24 protein-coding genes and 1 pseudogene are annotated in these 24,690 nt (G+C 63.2%); 8 read left to right on the top strand and 17 right to left on the bottom strand.

The features are described from left to right. The 8 genes and pseudogenes from BLU15_RS17175 to BLU15_RS17140 all read right to left on the bottom strand — a co-directional run. Positions 1-286, bottom strand: a pseudogene (locus tag BLU15_RS17175) (IS110 family transposase); the annotation flags it as partial. Between the two features lie 17 nt (positions 287-303). Beyond that, on the bottom strand, positions 304-2,058 hold the full coding sequence (locus tag BLU15_RS17170) for an IucA/IucC family protein (protein WP_090296644.1): 1,755 nt from the start codon (positions 2,056-2,058) through the stop codon (positions 304-306). Beyond that, a complete protein-coding gene (locus BLU15_RS17165; protein WP_090296642.1) occupies positions 2,042-3,826 on the bottom strand; it encodes an IucA/IucC family protein in 1,785 nt (594 codons plus the stop codon). The genes BLU15_RS17170 and BLU15_RS17165 overlap by 17 nt, the downstream gene beginning before the upstream one ends. 102 nt (positions 3,827-3,928) lie before the next feature. Then, positions 3,929-4,219, bottom strand: coding sequence for a DUF2218 domain-containing protein (locus tag BLU15_RS17160; RefSeq protein WP_034787636.1), 291 nt, complete (start codon positions 4,217-4,219; stop codon positions 3,929-3,931). Between the two features lie 110 nt (positions 4,220-4,329). Then, the gene (locus BLU15_RS17155; protein ID WP_090296639.1) at positions 4,330-6,636 is read right to left on the bottom strand and encodes a TonB-dependent receptor; all 2,307 of its coding nucleotides are present in this window, start codon (positions 6,634-6,636) and stop codon (positions 4,330-4,332) included. 117 nt (positions 6,637-6,753) lie between these two features. Then, positions 6,754-7,752: a FecR family protein gene (locus BLU15_RS17150; RefSeq protein ID WP_090296636.1), complete on the bottom strand. Its 999-nt coding sequence runs from the start codon at positions 7,750-7,752 to the stop codon at positions 6,754-6,756. Positions 7,753-7,917: 165 nt separating this feature from the next. Further along, positions 7,918-8,460, bottom strand: a complete 543-nt coding sequence (locus tag BLU15_RS17145) for an RNA polymerase sigma factor (RefSeq protein WP_034787638.1) — start codon at positions 8,458-8,460, stop codon at positions 7,918-7,920. 117 nt (positions 8,461-8,577) lie between these two features. Further along, positions 8,578-9,519 (bottom strand): LysR family transcriptional regulator, encoded by a 942-nt coding sequence (locus BLU15_RS17140; protein ID WP_090296633.1) that lies wholly within the window; start codon positions 9,517-9,519, stop codon positions 8,578-8,580. A gap of 96 nt (positions 9,520-9,615) precedes the next feature. Here BLU15_RS17140 and BLU15_RS17135 point away from each other — a divergent pair, with 96 nt between their 5' ends. Next, positions 9,616-11,031, top strand: a complete 1,416-nt coding sequence (locus BLU15_RS17135) for an aldehyde dehydrogenase family protein (protein ID WP_090296631.1) — start codon at positions 9,616-9,618, stop codon at positions 11,029-11,031. A gap of 136 nt (positions 11,032-11,167) precedes the next feature. Here the strand turns inward: BLU15_RS17135 and BLU15_RS17130 are convergent, their stop codons facing one another. Beyond that, a complete protein-coding gene (locus tag BLU15_RS17130) occupies positions 11,168-12,136 on the bottom strand; it encodes a TerC family protein (RefSeq protein ID WP_210333184.1) in 969 nt (322 codons plus the stop codon). A gap of 239 nt (positions 12,137-12,375) precedes the next feature. Between BLU15_RS17130 and BLU15_RS17125 the strand changes: the two genes are divergently transcribed. From BLU15_RS17125 to BLU15_RS17115, 3 genes are all read left to right on the top strand, one after another. Next, complete coding sequence (locus BLU15_RS17125) at positions 12,376-12,795, top strand: GNAT family N-acetyltransferase (RefSeq protein ID WP_090296628.1); 420 nt, start codon at positions 12,376-12,378, stop codon at positions 12,793-12,795. A 128-nt stretch (positions 12,796-12,923) separates the two neighbouring features. Then, positions 12,924-13,838, top strand: a complete 915-nt coding sequence (gene yghU / locus BLU15_RS17120; protein WP_089042952.1) for a glutathione-dependent disulfide-bond oxidoreductase — start codon at positions 12,924-12,926, stop codon at positions 13,836-13,838. Between the two features lie 10 nt (positions 13,839-13,848). After that, the gene (locus BLU15_RS17115) at positions 13,849-14,226 is read left to right on the top strand and encodes a hypothetical protein (protein ID WP_034787648.1); all 378 of its coding nucleotides are present in this window, start codon (positions 13,849-13,851) and stop codon (positions 14,224-14,226) included. Between the two features lie 75 nt (positions 14,227-14,301). On the opposite strand, the gene BLU15_RS17110 is transcribed toward BLU15_RS17115, so the two are convergent. Together BLU15_RS17110 and BLU15_RS17105 are read right to left on the bottom strand one after the other, a co-directional pair. Beyond that, complete coding sequence (locus tag BLU15_RS17110; RefSeq protein WP_244546759.1) at positions 14,302-15,066, bottom strand: glutathione S-transferase family protein; 765 nt, start codon at positions 15,064-15,066, stop codon at positions 14,302-14,304. A 169-nt stretch (positions 15,067-15,235) separates the two neighbouring features. Further along, positions 15,236-16,000, bottom strand: a complete 765-nt coding sequence (locus BLU15_RS17105) for an SDR family oxidoreductase (RefSeq protein WP_090296686.1) — start codon at positions 15,998-16,000, stop codon at positions 15,236-15,238. 254 nt (positions 16,001-16,254) lie between these two features. On the opposite strand from BLU15_RS17105, the gene BLU15_RS17100 reads away from it, so the two are divergent. After that, positions 16,255-16,728, top strand: coding sequence for a VOC family protein (locus tag BLU15_RS17100; protein WP_090296625.1), 474 nt, complete (start codon positions 16,255-16,257; stop codon positions 16,726-16,728). Between the two features lie 241 nt (positions 16,729-16,969). Here BLU15_RS17100 and BLU15_RS17095 read toward each other — a convergent pair whose 3' ends face one another. Then, positions 16,970-17,665 (bottom strand): type 1 glutamine amidotransferase domain-containing protein, encoded by a 696-nt coding sequence (locus BLU15_RS17095; protein ID WP_090296622.1) that lies wholly within the window; start codon positions 17,663-17,665, stop codon positions 16,970-16,972. A gap of 122 nt (positions 17,666-17,787) precedes the next feature. Between BLU15_RS17095 and BLU15_RS17090 the strand changes: the two genes are divergently transcribed. Beyond that, positions 17,788-18,681 (top strand): LysR family transcriptional regulator, encoded by an 894-nt coding sequence (locus BLU15_RS17090; protein WP_090296621.1) that lies wholly within the window; start codon positions 17,788-17,790, stop codon positions 18,679-18,681. A gap of 65 nt (positions 18,682-18,746) precedes the next feature. Continuing rightward, positions 18,747-19,028 (top strand): helix-turn-helix domain-containing protein, encoded by a 282-nt coding sequence (locus BLU15_RS40850; protein ID WP_060604453.1) that lies wholly within the window; start codon positions 18,747-18,749, stop codon positions 19,026-19,028. Positions 19,029-19,047: 19 nt separating this feature from the next. Here BLU15_RS40850 and BLU15_RS17080 read toward each other — a convergent pair whose 3' ends face one another. The 3 genes from BLU15_RS17080 to BLU15_RS17070 are packed head-to-tail and all read right to left on the bottom strand — an operon-like array spanning position 19,048 to position 20,036. Beyond that, a complete protein-coding gene (locus BLU15_RS17080; RefSeq protein WP_034787664.1) occupies positions 19,048-19,263 on the bottom strand; it encodes a hypothetical protein in 216 nt (71 codons plus the stop codon). Positions 19,264-19,305: 42 nt separating this feature from the next. Continuing rightward, positions 19,306-19,716: an SRPBCC family protein gene (locus tag BLU15_RS17075; RefSeq protein WP_090296618.1), complete on the bottom strand. Its 411-nt coding sequence runs from the start codon at positions 19,714-19,716 to the stop codon at positions 19,306-19,308. Beyond that, the gene (locus BLU15_RS17070) at positions 19,713-20,036 is read right to left on the bottom strand and encodes an ArsR/SmtB family transcription factor (RefSeq protein WP_034787670.1); all 324 of its coding nucleotides are present in this window, start codon (positions 20,034-20,036) and stop codon (positions 19,713-19,715) included. Before BLU15_RS17070 ends, BLU15_RS17075 begins: the two co-directional genes overlap by 4 nt. A gap of 219 nt (positions 20,037-20,255) precedes the next feature. Between BLU15_RS17070 and BLU15_RS17065 the strand changes: the two genes are divergently transcribed. After that, complete coding sequence (locus tag BLU15_RS17065) at positions 20,256-20,834, top strand: flavin reductase family protein (protein ID WP_034787676.1); 579 nt, start codon at positions 20,256-20,258, stop codon at positions 20,832-20,834. A gap of 168 nt (positions 20,835-21,002) precedes the next feature. Here BLU15_RS17065 and BLU15_RS17060 read toward each other — a convergent pair whose 3' ends face one another. Together BLU15_RS17060 and BLU15_RS17055 are read right to left on the bottom strand one after the other, a co-directional pair. Next, complete coding sequence (locus BLU15_RS17060; protein ID WP_090296616.1) at positions 21,003-21,539, bottom strand: invasion associated locus B family protein; 537 nt, start codon at positions 21,537-21,539, stop codon at positions 21,003-21,005. After that, on the bottom strand, positions 21,539-24,592 hold the full coding sequence (locus BLU15_RS17055) for an autotransporter family protein (RefSeq protein ID WP_176960303.1): 3,054 nt from the start codon (positions 24,590-24,592) through the stop codon (positions 21,539-21,541). Before BLU15_RS17055 ends, BLU15_RS17060 begins: the two co-directional genes overlap by 1 nt. Positions 24,593-24,690 lie beyond the last annotated feature (98 nt).

The following is a 24,690-nucleotide window of genomic DNA, read 5'->3' as shown; positions in this document are numbered from 1 at the left end:
TAACCATCCAGTTGCGCGTCGCCTCGACAACCGCATGGCTGTTTTCGCGGTACCGCTCGAGAAACCCGCCGAGCGACTGGCGATCGTTCTTCACCCGGCCGGAGCGCAGCGTCTTGCCGCTGCTGTCCTGCACCACCAGATGGCTATAGGATTTGTGGTAATCAACGCCGATATGGTAATCATAGGACGCAGTCATGCTTCCAACTCCCGTGTTGAGATCTCCAAAACCCCAACAGGATAAGCCGAAAGGCTGGAAGCGTGGCTGTCCCTCAATCATCACCTGCATCTCAGTGATCCGTTCTCTCAGCGGACGCGGTCTCTTTCATGCCACCTCCTTCGTTGAAGCATCCTTGCGGCCAAGGCGTTCGCCACCTCGTGGTGGTATTCCGGCTTGAGCGCGAGCAGCTTCCTCGTCATCAGGGATTCGGTCAGGATGCGGGGCTGGTCGCAGCCGAGCTGCGCCAGCCGCTCCGTCGCGCCGTGCTCCGCCTCGTAGGCGGCAAGCACGGTTTGAACGCGCTGCCAGAAGAGCGTTTCCGGCAGGTTGTAGCAGTGGTCGAGAAGGTGGGAGATCTCACTCAAATTGTAGACGAACAGCGTGTCCATCACCAATTCGCGCAGCGAATCCAGGTTGTCCGTCCAATAGAACTGGTCGGGCTCCGCCTCCCGGTAGATCGGCTCGAGCGACAGGAAATCCGGCGCCTTTTCCGGCGCGCGCAGAAAGCCCGGCGAAAACTCGATGCTCTCGTGAAAATCGCGCAGGATCAGCCGGGCCGGCCAGCCATCGCGATGGACGAGCAGCATGTTCTGCCCGTGCGCTTCTACCGCAAGCCCATGGTGCACCAGCAGGTGCCAGACAGGCAGGACCGCGACTTCAATCAGGCGGTTGATCCAGGGCATCAGGCCGAAGCGCTGGATCCAGTCGTCGGCGAAGGCACGCCCGTCCGCTTCGACCATCATCAGCGCGTTGAAGGGAATGACGGCCTCGCCGGAGCCAAGCGTCGCTTCCGCGTTCTCGCGCCAGATGGCTGCGACCTGTCCGGCCAAAGGGCCCTCGCTGTCGGCGACGATGCCGGCATATTCCTGCAGGACGGTGAGCGGATAGCGGTCGCGAAAGGCCGGATCGCCGGCAACCATCTCGGCGATCCAGCGCGAGATCACCGGCGCCGTGCACACCGAATGCGCCTCAAGGGTGCGGCGCGACGAGGTGTTGACGATGTTGAGCGGCAGCTTGACGCTCGCGGCCAACGGCCGGTCCCGGTTCAACAGGGAGCGAACCGACTGCGTCGCCGTGTATCGGTCCCCCGCCGGACCGAGGCAAAAGGCTTCGGCCACGGCGATCCAGCCAGAAAGCTGTCTCTCACGGAGTTCGCGCCATTGCCAGGGATGCAGCGGTACGAGACCGAACGCATCAGGCGAAGCACCGCGCTCCTGCCGCTTCGCCCGGAGTTCGGACCAGGTTTCCTCCCCCAGTTCCGCTTCCCAGAAGGCATCCTCGTCACCGGGGATCGCGCAGCGAAGATGCTTGCGCGCCACCAGAAGCCAGACGAGCTGGAACGCTCCTCCCATTTCGGGTCCATAGACTGCATGGTCGGCGACGGAAAAGCCGGTACGCGCCTTGTAGCAGGGATGATAGGGATGACCCTCCTCAAGCGCTCCCTCCAACTCCGCAAATGACAAAGTGCGGCGCAGCCGCGCCGGTACCTGACGCTCGTTCCAGGCGCTGAAGGCGATCGTCTGCGTGAGTTCGTTGAGCAGCTTTCCGCGCGTCGGTCCGCTGCCCGGCAGGACGGATACCAGCTGCGCCAGCGACGGCACGACCCAGCCGTCCGCATCATCGCGCATCTCTACCGATCCGGCAGCCAGCCGGAGCCGGCCAAAGGGGCCGATGGCGCCGTGGCAGCGGAACTGCCGGCCGCCGATCGACCAGTGGAAGGTGGTGACATCCCCGTCCGTGTGCTCGCCGGCCTCAACGATACCTTCGAACAGCAGCGCGGCAACGAGCTGGCGAAGCACCCGCTCGTCCGGGCGGCCCTTGAGATCAAGAGGCAATGGCATGGTCGGTCCTCGGCGCAGTCAGAACAGCCGGCGCCCTCAGCGGGTTCGGCACGGGGCGATAAAGGGACGGCGCGTTGCTGGATTGCAGTTCGTCGACGTCGTAGAGACGCGTCGTCAGGTTGGCCTTGGAGACGATCGTCGGCATGTCGAGCACGTGACGGGCAAAGTCACGTCCGGCGCCACTCATTCGGGTGGCATAGCGCTCGAGATGCGCGCGCAGTTCGCGCAGGAGCAGGCTCTCGTCGCAGAGCCCGTCATGGCCCATGCGGCTGATCACCGAGAAGACCTGATTTACGATCAGGTAATAGGCGAAGCGATCCCGAATTTCGCTCTCGGCAAAATAGAGGGACGCGATCGTTTGCGTCTCGGGCACATGGCCGGCAATCAGGCTGCGGTACCGCTCCGAGAGATAGAAGCCCTGATTGTCCCGATAGTAGCTGACGGACGGATAGCCGGTGCCGACGTCCAGCAGGCTGTTTTGCTGGTGGGCTTCGAGCGCTATACCGTAGTCGTCATAGAGGCGGATCAGCGGCTCGACGGCGCAATCGAGATACCGGCGAAACCAGAGGTGCGTCGCATCGAGCAGGCTCTCGCCCGTGCGGGCGGCGACCGTCCGAACCAGCCGTTCGAGGCGCGAAACCTGCCCCGGTAGCGGATCGGCCGTCAGGGCCGCGACGGTGACGACGCCCCGCCCACCGCCGTCCGCAAATGGGTTCTCCCGCAGGATGACTTCAAAGCCGCTCTCGCTGCGTCCCGGCAGCTCGAGCGTGATATAGGCGGGGTCTTGAATGATGCGGAAGTTTCGCGAGCGTTCGGCAAAACCGATCCGGTCGATCAGCTTCGCCATGGCGACACCCGCTTCGAGCTCCTGACGACGATTGAGACGCACAGAGTTGGTGATGCGCACGGGCAGGGAAAATTTAAGCATCCAGCCGGCATCGGCGCCGTAAACCGTGCGCACCGACGAGGTCGCGGTAAAGGCCGGGCCGGCGGGGCCGAGATGCCGCAGCCGCCCCTCACCCAGCATGCCGCGGATATCGGGATCAAGCAGCAGGGCTTCAGCCTGAAGCGGATGCATCGGCAACATATACTCGTCGTCTCCGAGCGCGATGCCGTTAGCATCCGACCCGACGAGGGACCGCACGATCTCGGGCGCTGCAACCGCGCGCGCGCAATCGTGCCTGATGTCGCCGCGTTTTGCCGCGAAGTAGTGCAGCCTGAACTGGCCGCGCAGTTCCGGCGCGTAGCTCTCCTGCTGCCAATAGGTCATGCCCTGGCGGCTCTTCGGCGTCGGGTGCTGCCAATGGCCGAAGACGAGCGACTGCTCCGCTTCGATGAAATGACCGCCGTCCGCCGGCTCCGGCGCGGCCCTGTCGATATAGAGTGCCGTCTGCTGGTAACTTTCGAGCACGCGCATCAAGAGTTCGAGCTCGAAGCCGCGCAAAACGTCGGCCTTGGCCTCGTCGACCTGGCGGTAGCATTCGTGCACCAGGATATGGAGCGCCGAAATCAGTTCGATATGGCGCCAGGTGGCGTCGGACACGCCCCTGCCCCAGACCCTGCCGAAATGGTGTGGGCCGCAGAGCGACGGCGACGTCACCTCGGCGCGCAGGATCATCTGCTGCCTGGGAAGAGACCATTCCACGCAATCGACGGCGCCGCCTGCGGCGCGATGCATGGCCCGGATGCCCGGATTGACTTCGCGCAGGTAGCAGTTTGCGAAGCTTTGAAAGGTGGCGATTTCTGCTATTTGCCTAGACGATTGCATCCTGATCCTCGGCACGCGACACGCATAGCCGCGCAATTGCGTTGGGCGCTTTCGACCAACACATTGAATTTTCTTGTCGGAACTAGCTTGCGAGCGGTTCGCTTAGCCGGCGGGCTGCCAGGCAAGCGGATCGGGCTCTTCCCGGAACGCGAAGCGCAGAAGATGGCTTTCGATCACCGATTTCGTGTCCGCAAGGTTGGCGTCATCGGGTGAGCGGGCGCGGATGCTCAAGCCTTCTGATGTGGCATGGAGGTAGCCGGTGCCGCAGGAAAACCTGAGCTCGGCGCGCGGGCCCTCCTGTTCGACGTCGACCTTGTGGGCGAAATGCTTGCAGAGCTGCGTCAGGTATTTCTGGCCGTCTTCCGTCGCAAAATGGGTGGTGGCTTCTTGCATCTGGAACTCCTGTTTCGGCTTTCGCTTGCGTGGGCGGCGCTTGGGTGGCCGCCTCCGCTTGTTGAGGCAACGGCCACCTGGAGGAGGCGGCCGTTGCGGTCGCGGACGCCCTAGAAAGTCGCCTTGGCGGTCAGGATGAAGGAACGGCCCGGCTCGTAGAGCGGCGTCACCGTTCCGAACTCCTGACCGTAGGTCGCCCGGTCCGAATAGGTTTCGTCGAAAATGTTCTTCAGTTCGGCGCGCAGCGACAGGTTCGGCCGCTCCGGCGGTACGTATTCGACAAAGGCGTTGAAGACCTGGTAGCCCTCGAAGGGCTTGCTGCCGTCGGCAACGTCGTCGTAGTCGAGCGCAATTTCCGCGTCGGCCCCGAAAGTGACGCCCCAGTCCGTCAGCGTGTGGACCGCTTGCAGCGTGATGATCTGGCCGGCCGGCGCGGCCAGATAGGTGCCGAGATCAGAATCGGCAGGCTTGCCGTCGATCTCCACGTCGATATTGGCGTATTTCACCTTGAAAAAACCATCGCCCCAGCTGTAGCCGGCGCCGATCTCGAAGCCGCGCGAGCGGACGTCATGCGCTTCGATCCCGCGCGTGACCGCATAACGCGGCGTGCGCGCGTCATCGATATCGGTTTGGAAGACGCTGCCCTCGACGGTGAAGTCGTTGTAGTTCGCCTCCAGGCCCAGGATATAGTTGTCCGCCGTCACCGGCTTCGGACCGCTGCCATAGTTCCAGTTGGGATTCATGATGAAGTTTTCGGCGAGCGGAATGCCTGCCCAGACGTGCGAATAGCCCGCCTTGGCGGTCAGCAGGTCCTCGATGAGGTCGTACTCGCCCGAGACGTTGCCGCTGAGGCCCGAATTGTTCCACTCTTCTCCCGTCGTCCCGGTAAACTGCTGCGTGTCGCCGCGCGCACCGAAGGAGAGGCGCGTTCTCTCCCAGGGCTCGAGCCGGGCCTGGGCATAGATGCCGACATTGCGCGCCTTCTCGGTGCTGGCATCGAACATGTCGTCGAGGTCAGCCTTGTCGTCATAAAAGTCAACGCCGGCAATGACGTTACCCATGTCGAACGAGAACTTGTTCTCGAACTTGCCGTTGAAGCTGCTCGTGGTGCCGGTGGCGGGATAGGGCGGAATGTTGAGGCGCGGCGGCAGGATGATCGGAATTTCGACCTCCGTCCTGGAGTAGGCGAGCATCAGCGTTGGATCCCACCAGCCCTCCGGCGTGCTGTCGGTATAGGTAAACACCGTGTTCTGCCGGTCGAGCATGTAGTCGCGCACGCGCGGCTCCCATGGTGGGCGTCCGTCGATAAAGCCGATATTAGCGCGAAACGGACGCGGCGCGTCGTCGCGAATGCGGTCGTGGCTGATCTCGAAACGGTCGCCGCTGTCGAACTCGTAGGCAAGCTTGCCAAGCCCGCTCAACACGTCTGTCGAGGTGCCTTCCACGTCCTGCCCATTGCCGGCGGTGAAATCGTTGCCGTTGCCGAAATTGAAGTAGCCGAGGAACTCGAGCCCGTCGCGCATGCCGTATGCGGAGATCCCGGTCGTCACCGTGTCGCTGTTGAAATTGTAGCTCGACGTGACAAAGCCGCCGAAGCCGTCGCCATCGAGCAGATCGCGCGCGTCGATCGTCTCGTAAGCGATCGCGCCGGCAAGCGCCCCGGGACCGGCATCGGCCGGCGCAACGCCGGCATCGACGTTGACGGCCTTCAGCAGGCCGGGGTCAATGAGGTTGGTGCCGTTGTGGTGGAAGACCTTGTTGTTCTGTCGGCCGCCGTCCATCGTCACGGCGAGGCTGGTTTCCTCGATGCCGTGGACGTAGACCTTCTGCGACATCGGCAACGAGCTGCCGACCGAAATGCCGGGCTCGCCAGAAAACACGTCGGCAATGTTGGCGGGGTTCTTTCGCTTCAGGTCTTCCGACGAGATGACGATCTCGCCGGCGCCGAGCGGCCCGGCACCGAAGGCCGAAATCGGATCGAGGACCGTTGCTCCGTCCGCAGCGACAGCAGCGCTGCCACCCGCCGACACGGCCGAGCCGACCAGCGCGGTGCCGCCCGATATCCTGTAGGAAATGTCCGTTCCGGACAAAAGCCGGGCAAGCGCCTGGTCCGCCGTCATCGTTCCGCTGACCGTCGCCGAGCGAAGCCCCTGCGAGGTGGAAGCCGCCAGGGTCACCTGCAGGCCGGACTGCCGCCCGAAGGCGTTGAGCGCGGTGGAAAGCGGCTGCGACGGGATGTCGAAGCTGCGGGCGTTGCTGACGCGCGACGTGGTCTGCTGGGCGGAGGCCGTGGAAACGGGCATCAGCGCGAGGGAGGAAAACGCGGCGATCGCCGTCGTCGTCAGCAGGCGCCGTCTTTCACGGCGACGTCCCGTATCGAATTTCAGATGTCCCTTGCGGCATTTCGGCGAACGCATTTTACCCCCGTCTCGGCATTCCACGCGGCCTTGCGGGCGCGCGTTTCCAACCAAAGACGACCGGCCCCGGATTTTTTTTCACCGGCGCGCGATTTTTTCCTGATTTTTTTACTCCAATTAAAACCGCGTCAGGATGCGGCCATAGGGGGTCACCTCGCGTACCTTGCCGCCGAAAGGCTGCACCAGCGCCTGGAGCGCCCGATCCGGATCCTTCAGATCGTAGACTCCGGTTACACGCCGCCCTGCCAGATCCGGCTGCGGAATGGAAATCCAGGCGGAATGGTAGCGCTGCAGCCGCTCGGCGGCAGCGGCGACCGTGACATCATTGACGAACATCCTGCCGCTTCGCCAGGCGCCGATATCATCCGCCGCGATCGCGCTTCGCAAGACTGCGCCGGTCGCATGGCTCACCGTCGCCATTTCTCCCGGGGCCAGTTCGAAATTCTGCTTGTGTGCGTTTGCGCTATAGGAGACGGCCACCGTGCCGTGCGCCAGCTCGACGGTCGTCTCCGTGCTCGCCAGCTGCACATCAAACGCAGTCCCCAGCACGGACACCTCGACGCCACCCGCCTCGACGACAAAGGGACGCGAGGGATCGCGGGCGACGTTGAAATAGGCTTCGCCCTTCAGCAGCCTGACATGGCGGGTGCCGGCGCTGATGTCGGTAGCGATGGCGCTGCCGCCGCCCATTTCGATGATCGTCCCGTCCGCAAGCGTAATCGTCCTGTTTTGCGCCGTCTCGGTCACGTGATCGGCCTGCCACCACACGAGAAGCGACGGCAGGGAGACGAAGAGGACGAGGCAGGCAGCAAGCGCCAGCGCCACGCCGGCGACAAAGCCGGCCGTTCCCATCCGGCGGCGTTCGCGGACCGGTGGCTCGACGAAAACGGACGGCCTTGCCCCACGCCATAGATGCTCGTGCACCGGCGGCACCTCACCGAGCAGCTGCCAGGTCCGCAACGCCGTCTGCCAGGCTTGGCCATGCAATTCCGACTGGCCCAGCCAGGCGCGGAACCGGGCTTGCGTGTCGCGACAGTTCGGGCGCGCCTTCAACTCGAGGAACCAGTCCATGGCCTCTTCGAGCAGCGCCTCCGATATGTGGTTGTCCTTGGTCAAAGCCCTGCCTGCCGCTTGGATGTTCGACGCCCTAGCACTTTGTTTCTGTAGCCCCCAACCCCGTCAAGCGGCGTCACCGGGAAGCGGGACGCTTCCGTGGTACTTTCGCTCTGTCATAAAGACGACCAGCACCCGATTTTTTTTCACACGGGGACCCCTGAAATTCTAGGAGGCCCCACCCGCAAGCGTTGTCGCGACCCGCATCATGGCGGCGCGCACGTGGCGGTGCGCCGTCGCGACGGAGATGTCGAGATGGGCGGCGATCTCTTCGAGGGTGTAGCCGCCGAAACGGTGCATCTCGAGCGCGACCCGCACTTCCTCGGGAAGGTCTTCGAGAATGCCGGAGATGCGTCTGATTTCGTCGCTGACGAGAATGATGTCCTCGGGCGTCGGCACCTCGATCGGCATCGACCAGAACGGCGGCTCGCTCTGCTCTTCCCGCGCTTCGATCTTGCGGCGCTTCAAGAGGTCGAGGGACAGGTTGCGGACGATCTTGTAGAGATACGCGAGCGAAAGCCCGGACGGTCCGGCAGAAGGCGGATTGCCGGTGTTTGCCGGCGCAAATCGAATGAAGGCCTCCTGCACGATATCTTCGGCCGTTTCCCGCGATCCGACGATCCGCGTGGCATAGGCGACCAGGGCAGTACGGTTGGCGAAATAGACCTGATGGCGCGTATCGATGTCGACCACTGTGTCTGATCCGATCATATAATTTCGATTTGGCGCGGCGTGCGCACCCCTGCCGAGAGGCGATCTATGGCCAAGAGACCAATCGAGCGCCGTGTCTCTTAGCACGCAGAAATAAACTTGTCTGTAATACTCATGTTAAAATTTCAAGGCTGGCGAATGCGGGGTGTGAGCGGGCGCGCGGGGGCCGCCGGAACGCAGTTCCCGAACCAGATCGATCAGGGCACGCAATTTCGCCGGTACGTGCCGGCGGCCAGGAAAATAGAGACATAGCCCATCGTAGGGCGGCGTCCACTCTTCCAGCACCGGAACCAGACGCCCGGCCTCGACGTCGTCGCGGACGTGATGATCGGAGAGATAGGCCAGTCCCACCCCGCCGAGAGCCGCCTGAAGCATGAGTTCGCTGTCGTCGAGGATGAGCGGTCCCGGCACATCGATTTCGACGCTTTCCCCGCGCCGGGAAAACTCCCAGTGATAGATCCTGCCGCTTGCCATGCGCGCCCGGATGCAGGCGTGCTGCCTCAGATCGCCCGGCCGCAGCGGCACCGCTCTTTCGCGAAAATAGTCCGGCGAACCCACGACGATCATGCGCGACTGAGGCACGACCGGAACGGCGACCATATCCGGAGGAACCGCCTCGGCGAGACGAAACCCGGCGTCGAAACCGAGCGCTACGATATCCACCAGCGCATTGTCGGTCGCAACCTCCAGCGCCATCTCTGGATATCGCCGCAGATACTCGATCAGTAGCGGCCGCAACACCATCTTCGCCGCTCCCGGGGAGGTGTTGAGCCGCAGCATGCCGGTCGGTCGTGCCTGAGACTCCGTCGCCCGCTCGACGGCGCCGTCGATGGCGGCAAGAGCCGGCAGGATCTCGGCAACGAAAGCCTCGCCTGCCGTCGTCAGCGCCACCGATCGCGTCGTGCGGTTGAACAGGCGCACATTGAGGCGCGCCTCCAGCGCCAGGACCGCATGGCTCAACGACGAGGACGAAACCCCGAGTTCCCGGGCAGCGGCCCGAAAGCCGCCGAGCCGCGCGATTGCCGCCACCGCCTCCAGTTCGGACAGGCTCACCTTCATTGCGCTATTTTCCTCATCAGAGTGTCTGTTATTGATGACCTTATCCTGACGATCGTTCCGATGCATATCCTTTTCATCGCAACAGGAAATCGGACGATGAAGATCATTGAGCAGATATATGTCGATGGCGCTTTCGTTGCGCCTCACGGCGACGAGCGCTTCGCGCTTTTCAATCCCGCCACGGAGGAAAAGATCGGCGAGGTCCGGCTGGGCGACGCTCGGGATGCGCACGCGGCCATTGCTGCCGCGAAACGGGCCTTCCCGGCCATGCGGCAAACGACACCGGCCGAACGCATCGCCATGCTGCAAACGCTGGCGAAGGCCGTCGCCGCCAACGCCGATGCGCTTCGTGCGGCCATGACCATCGAATACGGCGCGCCGCAGTCGTTCCTCGCATTCTCCGTGCCGCACGCCGCGAACGTGTTCGACGTCGCGGCAAGGACCGTGGCCGACTACGCCTTCACCCGTCGTATCGGCAATGCGGAGGTGGTGATGGAACCCGTGGGCGTGGCCGCGGCAATCACACCCTGGAACAGCAACATCGGCTTCATCTGCACCAAACTCGCCACGGCGATCGCGGCCGGCACGACCATCGTGATCAAGCCGTCGGAGATGAGCGCCATCCAGACCCAGGTGCTGCTCGAAGTCTTGCACGAAGCGCGACTGCCCGATGGCGTCCTCAATGTCGTCAACGGCTACGGCCACGTGGTCGGCGCGGAACTCAGCCGGCATCCCGACATCGCCAAGATCACCTTCACTGGCTCCACCACGACCGGTCGGGAGATCCTGCGCAATGCAGCGGAAAGCTTCAAGCGCGTGACGCTCGAACTTGGCGGAAAAGGGCCGCAGATCCTGCTCGATGACGCGGACCTCGACCGGGCGATCCCGCATGTTCTGGCATCGGCCTTCCGCAACAGCGGGCAGGCCTGCATCGCCGGAACCCGGCTTCTTGTTCCGAAGCGAAGACATACGGAGGTGATATCGCGCCTTGCGCAAGCCGTTTCCGCGCTGCGGCCCGGACCTTCGAGCGATCCGGCCTCCGACATCGGCCCTATGGTGAGCGCCCGGCAGTGGGAGCGTGTCCAGGCCTATATCCGCCTGGGGCAGGAAGAGGGTGCGACGCTTCTTGTCGGCGGCGAAGGCCGGCCGGAAGGGCTGCAACGGGGATGGTTCGTCCGCCCGACCGTGTTTTCCGGTGTGACCAACGATATGCGGATTGCGCGCGAGGAAGTCTTCGGCCCCGTGCTCAGCGTTCTTTCCTACGAAACGGAAGCGGAGGCGATCGCGATTGCCAACGACACGGAATACGGATTGCAGTCCTACGTTCTTGGCACCGACGCCGAACGTATGCGCAGCATCGCCCGACAATTGGAGGCGGGGCGCGTGGTGATCAACGAAACCCCGGCCGACGCTCAAGCGCCCTTCGGCGGGTTCAAGCAATCCGGCATCGGCCGCGAATTCGGTCCCTTCGGCCTCGACGCCTTCCTCGAACCGAAGGCGATCATCGGGTGATGCCTCGCCCGGACGGCTCGACCCGACGGGTCGTCCGGGCGAGGGTCAACCCCACGCTCGGCAAGGCCAAAAAGATCGCGGCGGCCCCCTTTCGAAGGCCGCCGCGTTTCTCGTCACGGTCGGATGAGCCCGGGCGTTATGCCGGCAGTTGCTCTTCCTTGGTCTTGACCAGGCTCCAGACAACACCCGAAGCGATGATCGCGAAGGTGACACCGAGCGACAGGGCCGCGGGGAACTTCTCTAGCCCCAGGAGATCGGCGACGAAGATCTTCGAACCGATGAAGATCAGGACGACGGCCAGCGCCGGCTTCAGGTAGCGGAAGCGATGGATCATGGCAGCGAGCGCGAAGTAGAGGGCGCGCAGGCCGAGGATAGCGAAGATGTTCGAGGTGTAGACGATGAACGGGTCCGTGGTGATCGCGAAGATCGCGGGAACCGAGTCGACGGCGAAGATCACGTCGGCCACCTCGACCATGACGAGCGCCATGAAAAGGGGCGTGATGAACCAGGTCATCTTGCCGGTCTTCGGGTTGACGAGCTTCACGAAGAAGCGCTCGCCGTGATGTTCCTCGGTGACGTTGAAACGGCTGCGCATGAAGCGCACGAGCGCGTTGTCCGAAACGTTGGGCTCGGCCTCCTTCATCACCAGCATCTTGATGCCGGTAAAGACCAGGAACGCAGCGAAAATATAGAGAACCCAGGAGAATTCGGCGACGAGCGTCGCGCCGACGCCGATCATGATCGCGCGCAGCACGATAACGCCAAGGATACCCCAGAAGAGCACGCGGTGCTGGTAGATGCGCGGGACGGCGAAGAAGGAGAAGATGAGGGCGATGACGAAGACGTTGTCGAGCGCCAGGGTCTTTTCGACGACGAAGCCGGTCATATAGGCAAGGCCGGACTCGGCACCGAGATACCACCAGACGAAGCCGCCGAAGCTCAGGCCGAGGGCGATATAGAAGGCGGAAAGCTTGACGCTTTCGGCAACGTTGATCTCCTTGTTCTCCTTATGGAGAATGCCAAGGTCGAACGACAGGATAGCGATCACGAGGGCGAAAAAGCTCGCCCACAGCCACAGTGGCGTTCCCAGCCACACTACAGACATGAAGGAAAAGTCCACAGACGGGTCCCCAATCGGCACATGTTGTCGGAATAAGGTCCGACATCGCAAGAGTGCCGAAGCTCTCGCCAGAGGGGCCCGGACCAGCGGGTTAGGCGGCAGATAGGAGCTCGGTTTTCCGGTATCAAGGGAGGCCCATGATTTTTTTCAAGAACTCGGCCGCGCTTGCTGGCAGCCGAGCCCTTGTGGTCAAAATCGATCCCGGCAAACTCTGAGGTTGAACCGTGACGGCAGAGAATCCGACTGAAGTACCCGCGTTCGCCTGGCGCGGCGCATTTCAAAACAAGGAACTGAATACCCTGCACGCCGAATGCTTCGAGCACGCCTTGACCGATGACGACTGGTGGAGCCAGGTCAACCGCTTCAGCCTCGGCTGGGTCACCATGCGGATCTCGGGCGCACTGACAGGCTTCGTCAATGTCGCCTGGGACGGTGGCGTGCATGCTTTCCTGCTCGATACGATGGTGACGCTACCGTTGAGGCGTAAGGGTTACGCCGCGCTGCTCGTCGAAGAGGCCGTAACGCAGGCCAAGACCTCGGGCTGCGAATGGCTGCATGTGGACTTCGATCCTGAGCGTCGCGATTTTTACCTCGATCGGTGCGGTTTCGTGCCGACGGATGCCGGTCTCATCCAACTTCGATAAAAAAATTCTCCAGCATCTGGCCTTTGAGCATGGTCGTCCTCGCAGCCAAGTCGATGTGGTGGCTTGATAAACTTCCTATATAAGCGAACACGACGTTCGAGGTTTCCGCCAAGACAAGGACAGATTTGATGACCGAAAAATCCCCCGCTGACAATTTCCCCGCCGGCTATGACGTTCCCAAGGTCTGGACCTGGGACAAGGGCAATGGCGGCGCGTTTGCCAGCATTAACCGTCCGACCGCCGGCCCGACGCGCGATCAGGATCTGCCCGTCGGCAAGCATCCGTTGCAGCTCTACTCGCTGGCGACGCCGAACGGCGTGAAAGTCACGATCATGCTCGAAGAGCTGCTGGCGGCGGGCCATAAGGACGCCGAATACGATGCCTGGCCAATCCGCATCGGAGACGGAGACCAGTTCGGCTCCGGCTTCGTCGACGTCAACCCGAACTCCAAGATCCCGGCGCTGATGGACCATGCGCCCAAGGGCGGCGGCGCGCCGGTGCGCGTGTTCGAATCGGCCTCGATCCTCACCTATCTCGCCGAGAAATTCGGCGCCTTCCTGCCGAGCGAGCTTCGCGCCCGCACCGAGACCTTGAACTGGCTGTTCTGGCAGATGGGCTCGGCACCGTTCCTCGGCGGCGGCTTCGGCCATTTCTATGCCTACGCGCCGATGAAGATCAAATACGCCATCGACCGCTACGCGATGGAGGTGAAGCGCCAGCTCGACGTGCTCGATCGCCATCTCGCGGAGAACCGCTTCCTCGCCGGCTCGGAATACACCATTGCCGACATGGCCACCTGGCCCTGGTATGGCAATCTGGCGCTCGGGCAGGTATATGGCGATGCCGGTACTTTCCTCGAGGTTCAGAGCTACGAGCACGTCCAGCGCTGGACGGCCGAGATCGCCGCCCGGCCGGCCGTCAAGCGTGGCCGCATGGTCAACCGCTTGAGCGGCAACCCGTCCGAACAATTGCATGAGCGTCACGACGCTTCCGACTTCGATACGAAGACTGAGGACAAGATCGTCGAGAAGCAGACCGCCTAAGGAGAATAGAATGGCCAAGCTGGCTGATATGACGAAACACCGGGGTTTTCCCTACGCCATGCCGGGCACGGGCATCCAGTTCGTCATCCGTCGGGCCAACCCCAAGGGAGCAACGCCGATCAAGGCGTTGCCCCGCCATGCCCGGCCCGGCTCCGGGGCGCACCGCATCGATGCGGCCTTCCTCCACGCCCTCTGGCATCATTTCGGCGCGGAACCATTCGAGCGCGGCAATCTCGATGCCGCCCGGCTGAACCTCCTGTTCGGACGCGAGGTGCTGCCGGTCGACAAGGATTTCGATCCCGTGTCCTACGAAGCATTGCTCGTCATCAACGAGAAGGTTGCCCGGCAAAGCTTCCCGGAATCGTTCGTCGACGTATTCGAGGTGTGATGTCGGCGGCGGCTGGCCGCTCCAACTGTTTGAGGTGGCGCACCGCCTGCCGGTGCGCCACCTCACTTTCTTAAATCACGCGCGGAGTGCGCCCGTCATCCGCAACACATCCTCGAGCGGGACGAGGCCCTTCATCGCACCGCTGCCGGTAACAGGCTCGCCATCCTCGATCGCCACTGCGAAGCGGAAGGCCGGATCGGCCTCGATGCGCTGGCGCAGCGCGTGGATGCGCGGATAGTTGCGCGCATAGTCCTTCGGATCGATGGCCTCATGGAAATCGACCCAGCGGGCCACGCCGGCAAAGACCGCATCGGCAAGCGTCGGCCGGTCGCCGATGAGGTAATCGCTGTCGCCCATCATCTCTTCGAGCTGCTTGTGACGCTTGGCGACGAATTCGCGGCCGAAGGCGCGCAAGGTTTCGCGGTATTCCTCCGTGGCGTCTTCGGATTCCAGCGCCACCCACATCGAGAAGAACGCACCGGTAAAGCCGGTGTTGAGGAAGGCGATGAACTGGTGCATGCGGTCCGCCTCGAAAGTGCCCGGGGCGAAGCTGATGCGACGCTCCTGATCGCGCCCCTCCAGCCATAAGGCGATCGCCATGGTCTCGGTCAGCACGTCGCCCTTGTCGGTCACGAGAGCGGGCGTTTCGACCCGACCGTTGAAGCGCTCATAGGCGTCGGTGCGCATTTCCCCGAGCATGTCGACGCGGGTGAGGCGATAGGGCTGGCCGAGCCATTCCAAGGCGGTGACCAGGCCGGCGGAACTTCCGAGTGGAAAGCCTGAGGTGAAGATCGGTTCAGAGACACTGTGCATGATGTCGTTTTCCATTGTTGATGTCATGGATATATCGACGTGGACGGCGCCTCTGTAGTCCGCCTAAATTGGACTTATCGTCTGCATATGTGGACGATCGAGATTGAAGGATCTCGGCGAACGATGCCTGATTTTCGCCGAACGCCATTGGGGCGTTCGGCAATGTATCGGATCGGTCTCTGACAGGGCCCCGCCGCTAGGCGGAGCGAGCCGGAGACGGATAGAGGCCGCCTTCGTCGGCATCGACGGTGATCGACAAGGTTACATGCCGCGGCCGCGTCAGCGCGAACAGCACTGCCTCGGCGATGTCCCGGTTCGTCGCCGCCTCGCCCTTCCGTCGACTGCCGGCCGCCTCCCATGCGCCATCAAGCGGCGAGATGTCCTCAATGTATGGCGGGTGGACGACGATCGAACGGACGGGGGTACCTGCAAGCTTCTGGCGCAGGCCATCGGCCAGGGCGGCCTGCGCCCGCTTGGCAGCATAAAAGGGCACGGACACGGTCTGGAGTGCGGCATTAGGCAGGCCGCTGATCGAGCCGATCGTGACGATATCCGGCCGGGGCGAGTGAGCGAACAAAGGCAGCAGCCCCTGGGTGAACAGGAAGGTCCCGGTAACCGCCGCGTTGACGACGCCGAGCACCGCGTCATCAGGATGATCCTCGTCACTGTCCTCGAGCCACATGGCGCCGTTGTTCACGAGGATATCGATGCGTCCGTTCTCGGCCTTGATGCCCTCGACTGCCGCAGCCACGCTTTTCGCATCCGCAAGATCGAGCGCAACGGTTTGTACCCGTCGCCCGAAAGCACGGACAATCGGTTCGGCCACGTCCGTGAGCGCGCTCTGGCTGCGCCCGCACAACACGAGATCGCAGCCCGCTTCGGCCAATGCGTAGGCCAGGGCCGCTCCGAGGCCGCGACCAGCACCTGTTACCACCGCAACAGTTCCATTCAGTTGTATCATCCGCATCCCCTAGGAGCGCGCGAAGAGAAGCCTCGCGCGCGTATCGAGGCTGCACAATTAGGTATCAGCGGTTGAATTTCCAACGGGAAAGCGCCGGATGCGACGACCCGGCGCACATGCCTTCGACGCGCGTTCCGCCGGGCAAAGGCAAGTGCGGGAAGATTTCAGGGTGGAGAAACGGAGGCACCGACCTATCTCGCAGAGCAGGTGGCGAAGGAAACGGCCCCTCCGGCTTCAAAACGAAAGGACGCGTCATGGCCAAGAACACGATCTGCCTCTGGTACGACAAGGAGGCCGAGACGGCCGCTCGCTTCTACGCCGAGATCTTTCCCGATAGCCGGGTCAGCGCCGTGCATCGCGCGCCCGGCGACTTTCCGTCCGGCAAGGCGGGAGACGTGCTGACGGTGGAGTTTACGGTCGCCGGAATTCCCTGCCTCGGCCTCAACGGCGGGCCGATGTTCAAGCACAACGAGGCCTTTTCGTTCCAGATCGCCACCGACGACCAGGAGGAGACCGACCGCTACTGGAACGCCATTGTCGGCAATGGCGGACAGGAGAGTGCCTGCGGCTGGTGCAAGGACAAGTGGGGCATTTCCTGGCAGATCACGCCAAGGGTCCTGACCGATGCCCTGGCGGCCGGCGGCCCCGAAGCAAAGCGCGCCTTCGAGGCGATGATGACCATGGGCAAGATCGACGTCGCTGCGATCGAGGCGGCGCGGCGCGGCTGAAGCCTCCGCTGCGACGGAACTTTCCGGCCCGACACGGCTTACCCAATGGTGTGCGGGCCGTGTCAACCGGACGCGACAGGGATGGTGAACATGGCGGTTTTTCCGGTTTCCCGCCATGGCCAACGCAATGGCAGTCGAGCGCCCCACCTGTCCGGTTCGCCTCACGCTGTCGGCGACGCATCGCCGGCAGCACGATCGGGACAGACTTGCCGAACCTTTCCAAGTGCCCGGCTACGCGGGATCAGGCACTCAGGATATCGCGAAGCGCCTCGCCGACCCCAGTCGCCGACTGCGGGTTCTGGCCGGTGATCAGCCTGCCATCGACAACCACCTTCGATGTCCAGTCCGCGGCCGGATGGTGCGTCGCACCGCGCTCGACAAGCGTGCTTGCGAGCAGGAACGGGACCGTCTTGTCGAGGCCGACGGCGCGCTCTTCGGAATCGGTGAAGGCGCTGACGTTGCGGCCAGCAACCAGATAGCGGCCGTCGGAGAGCTTGACGTTTACGAGGGCTGCCGGTCCGTGGCAGACCGCCGCGACAGCACCGCCGGCCTCGAACACCGAACGCGTCACCCGGTCGACGGCGCGGCTTTGTGGCAGGTCCCACATGGCGCCATGACCGCCGGCGAAGAAAATGGCCGCATAGCGGTCGGGATCGATATCATCGAGCCGAACCGTCGTGCGGATTGCGGCACGGAACCCTTCGTCGTTCCAGTAGCGGGCATTGGTCCCGTCATTGAGGTCGAGCCCGTCGACCGGCGGCTCGCCGCCCTTGATCGAAGCAAACTCGACGGCAATGCCGGCCGCTTCGAGCGCGGCAAGCGGGTGGGTGACCTCTCCAAGATAGAAGCCGGTGGGTTGGCCGCCCTCCCCCTTGGTGTCATGGCTGGTGAGCACAAAGAGCACAGGCTTTTTCGGAACGGATGTCGTCTCTGGCATCATTTTCTCCTGGTTGAAGCGAGCCTGACATTGCGGCTCTCAATTGATGCTGCTTATTTATTGCTTCCATCTGCGGCGATAAATGCGCCGCCCAGGAAATGATCTGGTCTTCAGAGGCAAAAATGCGTCGCTTCGATCACCTCGCCGATGTCGAGGCTTTCATCACCGTCATGGACAAGGGGTCAATGACCGCAGGAGCCATCGCGCTGGCCACGACGCCTTCCGTGCTGAGCCGCGCCATCACCAGGCTCGAGACGAAGCTCGGCACGCAGCTGGTGCGGCGGACGACGCGGCGCATCAGCCTCACCGACGCCGGGCGGGTCTACCTCGATCAGGTGCGGGCGGCCTTCGAGACAATCGATCAGGCCGAACGCGCCATTCAAGGCGACGGCGTTGTTGCCGGACGCGTTCGGCTCAGTGCGCCCACGACCTATGGCCATTTCCAGCTGCCGGAAAAGCTGACCCGCTTCGCGACGAGGCATCCATCCGTCACCGTCGAGCTGTCGATTGCCAACCGCAATGTCGATCTGGTCGCCGAGGGCTACGACCTTGCCATACGCCTCGGCCAGCTCCCCGACAGCGGCATGATCGGCAGAAGGCTCGAAGACGCGCCGTTGAGGCTGGTCGCCTCGCCCGGTTACGTCGCGCGGCGCGGCATGCCGCGTTCTGTCGACGAGCTCGCAGCACATACCTGCCTGCCCTTCATCATGCCGAGCAGCGGGCGTCCGGCCCCATGGCTGTTGCGCGTCGCCGGAGCCGACCTCGACTGGATACCCCATGGCCCGATCCAGGTGGAGGACGACGTGCTCGGCACCGTCTCGTTGACGGAGGCAGGCCTCGGGATCTGCCAAACCTATGATTTCATCGCGCGCGACCGCCTGGCGCGCGGCAGCCTGGTCGAGCTTCTGCCGGAATTCGGTGGCCGGTCGCGCCCCTTCTCCCTCATTTATCCGCCGCACAGAAACCTACCGGCTGCGACCCGAGCATTGATCGACTGCCTCGTGGAGCAGGACTGAGGGAAGCGCTCGTCAGTTCGCGCCGTGGCCGTGGTGCCACCGCGCGCAATCAGCGGATCCGCAGTATGACAATGAGCAGCGATTTTGCGCCCTATCTGCTTCGCTGGTCGCTTGTGCCCGATGGTGCGCCGATCGTCGCGCGGTTGAGCCGGCTTCTGCCGGTCCTTCGAAGAGGAGAAGCGGCCATGTTGAAGATCGCGAGCGAACCGGAAGAGAAATGGGAGGTCGCCGCCCGCTGCGGCTTTGCCGATGCCGATACGCTCCGGCGCGCCTTCATGCGACATGTCGGCGTCACGCCGGCCGAATATCGCAAGCGCTTTGCCAGCCCGGCTCTGTCCGCGGATTGAGCCGGGCTGGCGCTATTCCCTACTCCGCCGCCTGCATCCTGCCCTCGGGCTTGCCCAGATAGGGCAGCACGAAAAGGTAAATGCCGGTCGGTAGCAGCACCGCCAACGGCGGCAGGGGCAGGTAGTAGACCCATTCGGGGAGCGTCATTACTGGCATGCCGGCAAAGATGGCGGCAACGGCCAGGGAGAAGAGCAGCGACGTCCAGCGATGGATTTTCCGGATCAGGGCGGTCATTCTGGCACCTTGGGTTTGAGCAACGGTCGTCAATGGCTGCGATCAGTCGAGTTTCGCGACGACGTCTTCCAGCTGGGTGAAGAAGCGTGGCCATCCGACCGTCGCGCCCTGGAAATAGGCCTTTTGGTCGGCTCTGAAGCCGCGCTGTTCCATGCGCAGGCTCGTGCCGCCCCTGGCGGGCGCGAGCGTCCAGGTGACGACACTGGTCAAGTCCTTGGTGTCCCAGCGATAGGCGAGCGAGCGGTTCGCCTCGATCGTCTGAACCTCGCAATCGACCTGACCCCAATCGGCGGAAAGGGTAAAGCGACGGCCGACTTCGGGAATGAAATCGTTGCGCATCAGCCATTCGGCAATCAGATGCGGCTGCGTCAGCGCGCGCCAGATCTTCTCCGGCGGATAGGGAAAGTCGCGTTCGACGACGACAGAGCGGGTGGTTTCCGGTGTTTCGATCATTGGTCCATTCTCTTCAGGAGATCATCGAGATCGTCGAAGCGGTCCTGCCAGAAGCCGGCCATCTCCGTCGTCCAGTCAACCAGCGTCGCGAGCGCTTCGCGCCGGGCGCTGTAATAGGTGTAGCGGCCCTCATGCCGGTCGTGCACGAGCCCTGCAGCCTTCAGGATCTTGAGATGCTTGGACACGACCGGCTGCGAAACCCCGGCATCGGCCAACAAGCCGACGACCGTGGTATCCCCCTGGCGGCAAAGGTGTTCGAAGAGCCCACGGCGTGTGGGATCGGCGAGCGCCCGAAAAACCGCGTCCTGTAACTCAGTCATATCTCATACCCGTTTGGCTATGAGATAACGTATAGCCAAACGGGTATGCGTTTGTCAAATGCTTATGTTTCGTCGGCCCGCATCCCTTTCAAGTGCCTTGCAGCCGCTGCTGTCCCGCCCCTCCGGCACCGCGAAAGGTTGCGCTTGTTGGCGAAATGCAGCGCCCCTATAGAAGAGGCATGATCGGTCAATGTCCGCCAATGGCGGTGAGGTAGTCTGATGGTTTCGCATATTCGTGCCGTTCCTCTCGAAAAGGCATACCGGCTGCTGAACCATGGCCCGACAGTCCTGGTTTCCGCCCGCCATGGCGGCGTTCAGGATGTGATGGCGGCAGCCTGGGCCTGCGCGCTCGATTACGATCCGCCCAAGCTGACGGTCGTGCTCGACAGCGCCACCCGTACCCGCAGCCTCGCGGAGGAAGCGGGCGTGTTCGTCATCCAGGTGCCGACCGCCGCCCAGGCGCTGCTGACCCATGCGGTGGGCACCACGAGCCTTCACGACGATCCCGACAAACTTCGCAACGCCGGCGTCAAACTGTTCGACATGCCGGACTATGATCTTCCGCTTGTTACCGGCTGCTCCGCCTGGCTCGCCTGCCGGCTGATCAGCGAGCCGTCGATCGAGAGCCGCTACGACCTGTTCATCGGCGAAGTCTTCGCGGCCTGGGCCGACGATCGCGTGTTTCGCGACGGGCATTGGATGTTCGAGACGGCCGATCCGGCCTTGCGCAGCCTGCACTATGTGGCGGGCGGGCATTTCTACGCCATCGGCGATGCGATCGACGTGTCCTCCCGATAGGCCGAAAGCGCCCACCAACGGTGGCGCGTCCGGATGGCGACGCTCGGTTCTCCCTATGGAGAAGACCCGGCCGCGCTCTTTCGCACGACCGGGCCCACCCCGGGAGGCTACGCACCTTAAAAAAACCGGCCAAAAGCCTGGCGGTCAAGCGAAGGCCGTGACGTTGCCTCAGCTCTTTCCGGACAGGGCGATCACCCGGTCGAGTGCTGCAGCGAAGCCCTTGAGCGAGACAGCGAACGCCACGTCCTTTTGGCTGTCGCTGGCGAACGCGCCGATCTTCAATGCCGTGCCGCTACGAAGCAGCGCAACCGTCGCTTCGGTGAAGGTCAAAGGCACGATGCAGCCGAGCGGCAAGCAGGTGCGGAAGCGGGTCGGCTTGCCGCCGGTCGCGTCGTCGACGCCAAGCGTCACGCCCTTGTCCAGATAAAGACCGAAGGGGAGCGCGAGGCTCCCCTCAAGCCCGGCTTCGGCCGCAGTGCGAAGCTCGATCGTCAGCACATGCTGACCGCTCTTGTGGAACTGGCGCTGCGAGAGGAGGCAATGTTTCTTTCCCTCGATCTCGGCGCAGGCGACGCTCCAGTCCTCGTAGGTCTCCGAAAGCTGGGAGGGCGCCGGGGGCTTGCCGGCGGCGTCTTCCCCATGAAGCGGCGTGATGGCGACGAACGTCGCCATCAGCATTGTCGAGAGCCAGACGAACCTTCGCATCAGAAGCGCACGTCGAGCTTGGCGTCGACCGCGTTCTGCGTCGTGCCCGAACCGAACTGGCCGGTATAGGTGATGCCGAGGCTCGCAGTGCCGGTCAGCGCGAAGTCGATGCCGGCTTCGATGATCGCCGCATCCTCGGCGATCGGCGTACCGGCGACCGAGAAGGCGCTGCCCGTGCCGAACGCCATCGACGAGAACGGGGTCGTATCGCCGAAGGCATGCTGCCAGCCGAGCATGCCGCGCAGCTTCGCTTCGGTTGTGCCAAGGCTGAGCGGAGCCGAAGCGCGAAGACCGAGCGTCGTGAAGGTCGTATCCGTCGTGTTGCTCCGGGTCGACAGAGCCGCCGCACCACCGCGCTCGGTGAATCCGTCGGTGTGCAGGCTGACATAGGCGAGGTTGGCGAACGGCTCGAGCGCGACACTCGGCAGGTCGATGCGGTAGCCGACTTCACCGAAGGCCTGGAAGGTGCCGGCGTCATAATCGGCCTTCAACTGATCGCTGAAGCCCGGAAAGGCGACATTGCGCGACGTGTTGATCGAATGCCAGGTGTAGGCAAGCCCCGAGCGCAGTGCGACGTCGCCCCACCGGCTGCCGCTATAGACACCAAGGTGGTAATTGTCGCTGTTGCCGCTCGCCGAGCGGCTGTCGACGTCGAAGTTGGTCCGGCTGTAGCCGGCCATGATACCGACGAGCGCATTGTCCGAGATAGCCGCGTCGAAACCGGTAACGAAACCGCCGGTCGACTGATCGAGCGCACCGGCGTTGCCGTTGCCGTCGGTGTTGGTCCAGGAACCGAACACCTGGCCCCAGCCGACCATTGCCGGCGGCGCGACGGGTACAGCGTTGACGGCGGCAACAGCACCCGTCGTGATCTTGTCCTCTGGACCGTAAGCGAGAACCGGAACGTTTGCCGCACCCACGTCGCCAAATGCATCGCGAATGCGGTTGTTGGCGGCGTTGCGCAAGAGACTGCTGTCGTTGATCAGCGCCGTCTGCGCCGAAGCGTGAACCTCGCCGGACAACAGGTCGAAGGCGCGGCGTGCTGCATCTCCATCCTGAAGGATCAAGGCGTTGTAGAGCCCGAGCGACGAGCCGCTCTGGGCGAGCGTGTTGAGGGCAAGCGCCGTCTGCCGCTGGTTACCGGTGTTCGCCTCACCTTCAAAGACACCGGGTTCGGGCTCACCTGGCTTCGGTTCGCCTGGCTTCGGCTCCTCGCCCGGCTTGGGTTCTTCTCCCGGCTTCGTACCGCCGTTCTTGACCTTGATCTTGAGATCGACCTGCTTTTCCTGCTGGTCGAGCGACACTTCGAGGAAGGCAGACTTGGAGATCGCCTCGGCGAATTTTCCTTCGATTGCCCGATCGGCGGTCAGGATCGTATAGGTCTGGCCGGTCTTATAGCTGGTATTGGCATCGAGTGCCGTGACCTGCACGTTCGTGCCGCTGCCGATCTTCGCGATGCCGGTGTTGTCGTTGGTGCCGATGCTCTTGACGACGATGCGGTCGGAGCGGCCGTCGCCGGCGATGTCGGCCTCGTAGATCGAGCCGGTCGCCATATCCAGCCGACCCATGATCGTCAGCGTGCCAGTGGAATTGTTGCCGGGCGAAATGATCGCCTTCTTGTCGATATAGGTGTTGCCCACCGTGCCCGAGCCGCCAAGCCGGCCGAAGGCCGAACTGCTCCTCGATTCACCCCAGACGTTCACTTCACCGGTATAGAAACGGTCGCCCTCGATGCGTCCCGTCGCACCGTCGACGATCAGCGAGCCGTTGGTGACCTCGAAGTTGGTCTCACTATAGTCCAAGGGGCCGTTATCCGAGTCATTGTCGATCGTGTCGACGTTGCCCTTCACCACCAGCTTGCCGCCGGAAACGTTCACCTTGCCATAGAACTTCGACAGGTCACCGGTAAGGATGGTCTCGCCGGAGAAATTCGAGATCATGCCCTTGCCGACCATGACATTGCCGAACTCGTAGCCGGTGTTCGTATGGTTGAAGTTGACGTAGCCCCGGCGCGGCCCGAAATCGATCTTCGAGGACGAGTTGACCGTGCCGGCGCCCTGCGCCTGCCGTGCAACGGGTTCGGCGATATTGTTCAGATCGACGGCACCGCCGATCGTCAGATTGCCCATGCCCTCATTGTTGATACCGCCGACGCCCGAAAGCACGATGTCGCCACCAACCGAAAGCTTAGCGCCGTTGGCGACCGAAAGATTGGCGCGACCAGCCTCGCCGATCGTCAGCTTGTCGGCCACCTTGAGTTCGCTGCCGGCGCCGTCGATAACGGCCTGGATGGTGTCGGTGCTCTCGTCCTCACGCAGGATCGCGGTGTTGGTGGAAACGACAGCGCCCTTTTCGACGGTAAAGCTGTCGCCGATCGTGAATTCACCGGTGTTGACCCAGCGCGTATTGTCGCCGGTGACGAGCACCGTGCCATTTTCGAAGTAGGTCTTGTTGGTGTTGACGAGGCCGCCGTCCTCGATCCGAACTGTAGCGGTGTTCAGCGTCAGTGCACCGTAAGCGACCCCCAGGAACTCGGTGTTTAGCATGGAACCCGCGCCGCGCACCACGAGCGTTCCGTCGCCCTCCTGCAGGGCGCCGACATAGGTCTCCTTAGCCGAAACCTTGCCGCCGTTCTCGACGATCAGCGTGCCCTTGCCGCCATAGATACCGCCTTCGAAGCCGCCAACAAAGAGCATGCGGTCGCCGTTGGGATTGGCATCGACGATGTCCCAGGTCGAGCCCGGCCCGGAGACGACGACCGTGCCGACGCTGCCGCGACTGTCTGCGATGTAACCATCGGTACTCTCAACCTTGGCACCATTGTTGATCGTCAGTGTCGCGCCGCCCGGCCCGCCGCGGATAACGAGATTGCCGTTGATCGTATGGTCGCTGGACCACGTTGTGTCGTTTGGAACCAGCAATCCGGCCGCCTTTGCCGGCGACGGCACGAGTGGCACGGCGGCCAGAGCCAGTGAGAGCAGGCCGGCGCGACCGAGCGCCGTCGAACTCAGAAGGTTGATCCTCAAAACGTCCGCCTTCGCACAGGTATTCAATGTCTGCCCCTTTTCCTTTTCATTCGTGGGCGCACAAATCCCAGGCGAACGGATTCGCCGGGAAAGCACGGGTCATGGGGCGGCTATAGCAAGCCCGC

The organism is Ensifer sp. YR511 (assembly GCF_900103045.1).
Classification (GTDB): domain Bacteria; phylum Pseudomonadota; class Alphaproteobacteria; order Rhizobiales; family Rhizobiaceae; genus Ensifer; species Ensifer adhaerens.
The sequence above is the reverse complement of the archived record's forward strand: the minus strand, read 5'-3'. Positions and strand labels throughout refer to the sequence as shown.